At 67.0% G+C, this 7025-nt stretch carries 4 protein-coding genes; all 4 read left to right on the plus strand.

Annotated features, from left to right (window positions below; genetic code table 11):
• Positions 1-38 precede the first annotated feature (38 nt).
• Positions 39-1271 (plus strand): cytochrome P450, encoded by a 1233-nt coding sequence (locus JQ632_RS23115; RefSeq protein ID WP_212404883.1) that lies wholly within the window; start codon positions 39-41, stop codon positions 1269-1271.
• Between the two features lie 163 nt (positions 1272-1434).
• Complete coding sequence (locus tag JQ632_RS23120) at positions 1435-5073, plus strand: AsmA-like C-terminal region-containing protein (protein WP_212404884.1); 3639 nt, start codon at positions 1435-1437, stop codon at positions 5071-5073.
• Between the two features lie 393 nt (positions 5074-5466).
• Entirely contained in the window at positions 5467-6591 is a 1125-nt protein-coding gene (locus JQ632_RS23125) for a DUF2336 domain-containing protein (protein ID WP_212404885.1), read from the plus strand.
• A 21-nt stretch (positions 6592-6612) separates the two neighbouring features.
• Complete coding sequence (locus JQ632_RS23130) at positions 6613-6852, plus strand: hypothetical protein (RefSeq protein ID WP_212404886.1); 240 nt, start codon at positions 6613-6615, stop codon at positions 6850-6852.
• Positions 6853-7025: the final 173 nt, after the last annotated feature.

The raw sequence follows: 7025 nt of genomic DNA on the forward strand, positions 1-7025 counted from the left end.
GCGTGTTCGTTTTGATGCGGCAACCGATTGAGGTCACCATGAACGAGCATGTTCAGCCCGCAGGCAGCGGTCCGCTGTTCAACCCGCTTGCGCCGGATTTCATTCGCGACCCCTATCCGCATTACGACCGTCTGCGCGTCCTCGATCCCATGCACGTGACGCCGTTCGGCAATTTCGTCGCCAGCCGTCATGCCGAGGTGAGCCTCGTGCTGCGCGACAAGCGTTTTGGCAAGGATTACGTCGAGCGGACCCAGCGCCGCTATGGCCCCAAGATAATGGAAGAGCCGGTGTTCCGCAGCATGAGCCACTGGATGCTGCAGGCCGATCCGCCGGACCACACCCGCCTGCGCGGCCTCGTGGTGAAGGCCTTCACCGCGCGCCGCGTCGAGGACATGCGGCCGCGCATCCAGGAGGTCGTCGACCAGACGCTCGATGCCGTGATCGGACGCGGCCACATGGACCTGATCGAGGATTTTGCCTACCGCCTCCCGGTCACCATCATCTGTGACATGCTCGGCATCCCCGAGGGCCATCGCGAGGTCTTCTACAAGGGCTCGCGCGATGGCGGCCGGCTGCTCGATCCCGTGCCGCTGACTCCTGAGGAGATCCGCCAGGGCAATGCCGGCAACCTGATGGCGCAGATGTATTTTCAGCAGCTCTTCGAGCTGCGCCGGCGCAATCCGGGCGACGATCTTACCACCCAGCTCGTGCAGGCCGAGGAGGACGGCAACAAGCTCAGCAACGAGGAGCTCACCGCCAACATCATCCTGTTGTTCGGCGCCGGCCACGAAACGACAGTCAATCTGATCGGCAACGGCCTGTTGGCGCTCCACCGCAATCCCGACCAGCTCGCGCTCCTGAAGGCGAAGCCGGAGCTGATCACCAACGCGATCGAGGAGTTTTTGCGCTACGATTCCTCGGTGCAGCTCACCGGCCGTGTCGCGCTGGAGGAGATCGACGACCTCGGTGGCAAGAAGATCCCCAAGGGCGAGACCGTGCTCTGCCTGCTGGGCTCGGCCAACCGCGATCCGGCCGTTTATCCTGATAACCCCAACCGGCTCGACATTACCCGGGCGAACGTCAAGCCGCTGTCGTTCGGCGGCGGCATCCATTTCTGCCTCGGCGCCCAATTGGCGCGCATCGAGGCCGAGATCGCCATTAATTCCCTGCTGCGGCGGCTGCCGGATTTGCGGATCGACGACGTCGAGAACCCGGAATGGCGGCCGACCTTCGTCCTGCGCGGGCTGAAACGGCTGCCCGCGAGCTGGTGAGGGCGGCCTGTGCGTTAACCGCGCGCAAGGGCCGCTGTGACTTCGCCATACTTCCCTCTATATAAGGGGCTGTTCCGGCGCGGCTTGGGCTGATTTGGGCTTGAGTTGAGCTCTAGTCGTCCTGGGGTTCGGCCCGGGAGCCGGTTTGGCCGAGGGGAGACCCGTGCAGACGACGCTGCTCGGATTGGCGATTGCCTTCATCATTGCGCTGCTCGCTGCGCTGATCGGGCCTTACTTCATTGACTGGAACCAGTTTCGGCCCCATTTCGAGGCCGAGGCGACCAGGATCATTGGTGTTCCGGTCCGCGTCGCGGGCAAGCTGGACGCCCGCCTGCTGCCGGCGCCGACCCTGCGGCTGCGCTCGGTGACGCTGGGCGGCAACAACGACCTCGGCAAGCTGCGCGCCGACAAGCTCGACGTCGAGTTCAGCCTGGGCTCGCTGATGCGCGGCGAATGGCGCGCCACCGAGCTGACCGTCAACGGTATGGCGGCCGATATCGGCCTCGACGCCAAGGGGCGCGTCGACCTGCCGTCGACCGCAAGCGGCAGCTTCAATCTCGCCTCGCTCGCCATCGAGCGGCTCAATCTGACCGGCCGGATCGCGTTCCATGACGCCGCCAGCCGCGCGACGCTGGAGCTGAACGACATCGCCTTTGCCGGCGACGTGCGCTCGCTTGCCGGCGCGGTGCGCGGCGACGGCAATTTTTCCGTCGCAGGCCTGCGCTATCCGTTTCGCATCTCCTCCGGCCCGAGCGCAGACGGCAGCGCCACCCGCCTGCACGTCAATATCGATCCCGGTGAGCGCGCCATCCTGGCCGATCTCGAAGGCGTGCTCGCCTTCGAGGGCCGGCAGCCGAAATTCGACGGCGTGATCACGCTCGCCGTGCCGCAGCCGAAGTCGAAGGAAGCGGGGCCGACACCTTGGAAGCTCGCCGCCAGGGTGAAGGCGGATCCCGCCGGCGCGCGGTTCGACCAGATCGAAGCAAGCTTTGGCGCCGAGGATACCGCGCTGAAGCTCGCGGGCGTCGGCGATCTCAAGTTCGGCGCTGCGCCGCTTCTGCGCGCCGCGCTCCAGGCCCGGCAGCTCGACGCCGACAAGCTGGCGGGGCAGGGCAATGGCGCGGAGCCGACCCGCATCCTGCCGGCGCTGCGCGCAGGCCTTGCAGCGATCCCGCAGGCGCCGATCCCCGCGCAGATCGAGTTCACCTCGGAGCAGATCATGCTCGGTGGACGTCCCCTGCAGAACATCGCCGCCGAGCTGCGCACCGACGGCAAATCCTGGACTTTTCAGCGTCTCGACCTGCGCGCGCCCGGCATGACGCAGGTCGCGCTCAATGGTGCGGCACCGGGATCGGATCGCTTCAGCGGCCGGCTCAGCATCGAGTCCTCCGATCCCGATACGCTGGTTGCCTGGCTGCAGGGCCGCAGCGAGATCAACCGGCGCAGCACCAAGCCGGTACGGCTGACGGGCGACGTCACGATTGCGGCCAATCACCTCTCGATCGAAAAGCTCAACGCCGAGATCGAGGGCGGAGCGGTCGCGGGCCGGATCGATTTCGTACAGACGGCGGCCAACAAGGGCTCGCGGATCGAGGCGGAGCTGAAGGCTGACCGGCTCGATCTCGACGCGGCCTCGGGTTTCGTGCGCGCGCTGGCCGGTCCGCAAGGCGAGTGGCCCGACGAGGCAAAACTGTCGCTCGACGTCGGTCGCGCGGTCTCGACCGGCCAGGAGCTGCGTGCGTTGCTGGCGCGCGTCGAATACAGCCCGACCGGTTTCGTCCTCGACCAGTTGAAGTTTTTTCAGGTCAATGGCGTGAGCCTCGATGGCGGCGGCAATTTCGACCGCGCCAATCTGCAGGGGCGGATGGCGTTCAATGCCTCGGCGGGCTCGCTCGGGCAGATGGCGTCTCTGGTCGCGCCGCTGGCGCCGGCCTTGTCATCGCGTCTTGCCGCCGTCGATACCGGTGGCGGCCCGGCAAGCGCCAATTTCACGCTCGATCTCTCCGGCAACAAGGCGGGCGCCACAGGCCGGCTTGCGCAGGCGCAGTTCGACATCCAGACGCCGCTGTTGCGCGGGCAGCTCCATGCGACCGCAACGCCCGCGGCATCGGCGCTCGGCGAGCTCAATCTCGATGCGCTCACAGGCAGCGAATTCAATGTGCAGACGAAGCTGTCGTCCGAACGCTCGGGCGTGTTGCTGGCGCTGTTCGGCCTCGACCGCGCGGTGGCCGGCGGCGAAGGGCTGGCGCAGTTCGAGGGCAAGGCGAGCGGCGCATGGCGCAAGCCAATGCAGGTGAACGCAAAAATCTCCGGCGGCGGATTGGACGCGGACGCGCAGGGCAGCGTCGAGCTGTCGTCTGCGGAGCCGAAGGCCAATGTGAACCTGCGCGTTCGCAACGCCAATCTGGCGCCGCTGTTCGGCATCACCACGAACGAGAAGACAACGCAGACCGTCAACCTGTCCTCGCGCGTGACGCTCGCCGGCAACCGCCTGACCTTCGACGATCTCGACAGCACGACCTCCGGTTCGCGCCTGCGCGGCCATCTCGCGATGACGCTCGACACCGAGAAGAGCGTCGAGGGCGAAGTCGGGCTCGACTCGCTCGACCTGTCGCCGGCGCTTGGCGTTGCGCTCGGCGCGGCCGGGCGCGATGCAGGCGAGCCGCTCAGCGCGGGGCTGCGCAGCGGCTGGCGCGGCCAGGTCGCATTCCAGGCGCTGCGCGGCGTGCTGCCCGGCAATATCGAGATGCGGCCCTTCAGCGGCACGATCCGGAGCGACGGCCAGTCGCTGGCGCTTGACGGCTTGAAGGGCGGCCTCGGCGGCGGCACGATGACGGGCAGTTTCGACGCGCGCGACGGCGCCAACGGCGTGTCGTTGAACGCGCGCATCGAGCTTGCCGGCGTCGATGCGGCGTCGCTGCGCTATCGCGATCTCGCGCTGCCCAAAGGACGCCTCTCCGCGCAGATGGCGCTGTCGAGCCAGGGCCGAAGCGTGACCGCGCTGACCGGCGCGCTCGCGGGCAACGGCACCGTCACGCTCGAATCCGCGGAGATCGCCGGGCTCGATCCGCGCGCCTTCGAGATCGCGATCCGCGCCAGCGACGGCGGGCAGGTCGCCGACGACGCGCGGCTGCGGCAGCTCGTCGAGCCCGCGCTTCTTGCCGGCCCCCTGAAGGTCGGCGCGGCGCAGATTCCCTTCACCATCCGCGACGGCCGCCTGCGGGTCGGCGCCACCACGCTGGAGGCGAAGAACGCCCGCGCCATCGTCTCCGGCGGCTACGACATACCCGCCGACCAGGCCGACATCCGCGCCAGCCTGACCCCGATCATGATCAACCTCGCCGGCAGCCCGCCCGAGATTCAATTGTTCGCCGCCGGCCCGCCCGACAAACTCAATCGCACCGTCGATCTCACGCCGCTGTCATCGTGGCTGGCGGTGCGCACGATCGATCGCGAGACGCGCCGGCTGGATGCAATCGAGCGCGGCGAGCCGCCGCCGGCGACCGCCGCGCTGCCGACGCTGGTGTCGCCCGATCCGGCGCCCGACCAGCCCGCGCCCGACGTGCCGCTGCCGGGCCGCGATCCGCGCCGTGCGCCGCCGGCGAAGGCCAAAGCGGCGCCGACGCCACGGCCGCCGCAGGTCGCCCCTGCCGTGCCCGCGCCGAGCCCGCCGGTCGCAAGCCAGCAGGTCGCACCCTTGCCGCCGCCGATCGAGGTCAGGCCCGCACCGGGCCCTCCGCCGGCAAGACCAAAGCCGCCACCGCCACGGCCGCCGATGGTGATCACGCCGTCCAATCCGTAGTACTACGAGCAGAGCGCACAGGACTTCTTTGGCTAAGCACGTCCGCACCGCGAACTCGTCATGCCCGGCTTGTCCCGGGCATCCACGTTTTTAGCGCAGGAAAGGCCGTGGATGGCCGGGACAAGCCCGGCCATGACGCCGTGGAAGTACAGTGGTGAAGAAGATCGCTCGCAATTTAACGAAAACTAGCGAGCAAAACTGAGTTCCCGATTTTACCGAATTCTCGCGTTTGATCTCTAGCGTGACCCCAGAGGAATTTCGGCACGAGCATGATCCGGAGCCGGAAGGCCGCGTTAGCGCAAAGTGTGCAGCGGTTTTCCGAAAGATCATGCTCAAACAAAGAGTCGAAGCGCGAACTCATCGCGCTTTGGGCGCAAATTGGGGTTTTACGTCATGGATGGAGCGAAATCGCTTCTGCAGGATCTGGACGACGCGATCGCGCGCGGCACCGATGAGAGCCGCGCGCGCGCGTTGTGGCACGCGACCGACCTGTTGATCACCGGCCGCTACAGCGACGACGAGATCTCTACCTTCGGCGAGGTGATCGGCAAGCTCGCCGACGAGATCGAGGTCGCCGCACGCGCGCAGCTCTCGGAGCTGATGGCGGCCTGCGACCATGCACCGCTCAGCGTGATCCACCAGCTCGCCTTCGACGACGAGATCGAGGTCGCGGGTCCCGTGCTGCGCGAGTCGACTCGTCTCGACGAGCAGACGCTGGTCGAGAACGCAAAGACCAAGGGCCAGTCGCATCTGCTCGCGATCTCGCAGCGCAAGTCGATCGGCGAAGCCGTGACCGACGTGCTGGTCAAGCGCGGCAACAAGGAGGTCGTGACCTCCGTGGTCAAGAACGAGGGCGCGCGCTTCTCCGGCTCGGGCCTGTTGCACATGGTGCGGCGCGCCGAGGGCGACTCGATTCTGGCCGAGCAGCTCGGCCTGCGCAAGGACGTGCCCCGCCACGTCTTCCAGCAGCTCATCGCCAAGGCGTCGGAGGATGTTCGCCGCCGGCTCGAAAGCGAGCGCCCCGAGATGGTGACGCAGATCTCCAGCTCGGTCACCGACGTCACCGGCGACCTGCAGTCCAAATTCGGCCCGTCCTCGCGGACCTATTTCGTCGCCAAGCGCGTGGTGACGACGCAGCACCGGCAGGGCAACCTCAACCAGGATTCGATTTCCAACTATGCGCGCCAGCACCGCTTCGACGAGGTGCAGATCGGCCTGTCGCTGCTTTCGGCGCTGCCGGTCGACGTGATCGAGCGCGCGCTGATGGACCGCAACCGCGAGATGCTCCTGGTGCTGTGCAAGGCACTGGGCTTCTCCTGGGATACGACCATGTCGCTGTTGTTCCTCGGCGCCAAGGATCACCTGATCACGGCGCGGGAGCTGAAGGACAATGAGCGCGACTTCGACCGCCTCAAGGTCGAGACGTCGCGCAGCATCTTGAAGTTCTACCAGTCGCGCAAGAACAGCGCGGCGGCCGATCAGCCCGCGGGCCGCCAGGCCGAAATGCAGATGCACTGAGCTGGAAGGGGAGTATTTGTCATGTTGCCTCAATTCGGCACCGCAATTCGCAAGAACCTCAACAAGGGCGTCAGCGCTGATGCCGCCGGCAGCACGCCGGACAAGGCCTCGGTGGATGCCGCCTGGCTCGTGCTGGAAGCCGCCAACGATCTCGGCGACCAGGTCGCGATCGACGCCTGCCGCCGCGTCATCGACGCCGAGCTTAACGGCACGGTGGCCGGGCGGGCCGACCTCGATCTGGTGCTGGATTATTTCCGCTGAGCGCTTTGGGCACCTGGGCCAAGTAGCCCGGATGGAGCGCAGCGAAATCCGGGATCCCTCCCGCGGGTGAGACCTGTCCCGGATTTCGCTGCGCTCCATCCGGGCTTCTGTAACGGGCCTTGGTTAGTCAATCCCTTTTTGCGTCATCCTCTCGCCGGGTACTTGCTTCTGTA

The organism is Bradyrhizobium liaoningense, from assembly GCF_018130955.1.
In the GTDB taxonomy this organism is placed as follows: domain Bacteria; phylum Pseudomonadota; class Alphaproteobacteria; order Rhizobiales; family Xanthobacteraceae; genus Bradyrhizobium; species Bradyrhizobium liaoningense_C.

Excerpts from the sequence above, each read along its gene's own strand:
- JQ632_RS23115 (WP_212404883.1), top strand. The coding sequence starts at position 39 with ATGAACGAGCATGTTCAGCCCGCAGGCAGCGGTCCGCTGTTCAACCCG.
- JQ632_RS23125 (WP_212404885.1), top strand. The coding sequence starts at position 5,467 with ATGGATGGAGCGAAATCGCTTCTGCAGGATCTGGACGACGCGATCGCG.
- JQ632_RS23130 (WP_212404886.1), top strand. The coding sequence starts at position 6,613 with ATGTTGCCTCAATTCGGCACCGCAATTCGCAAGAACCTCAACAAGGGC.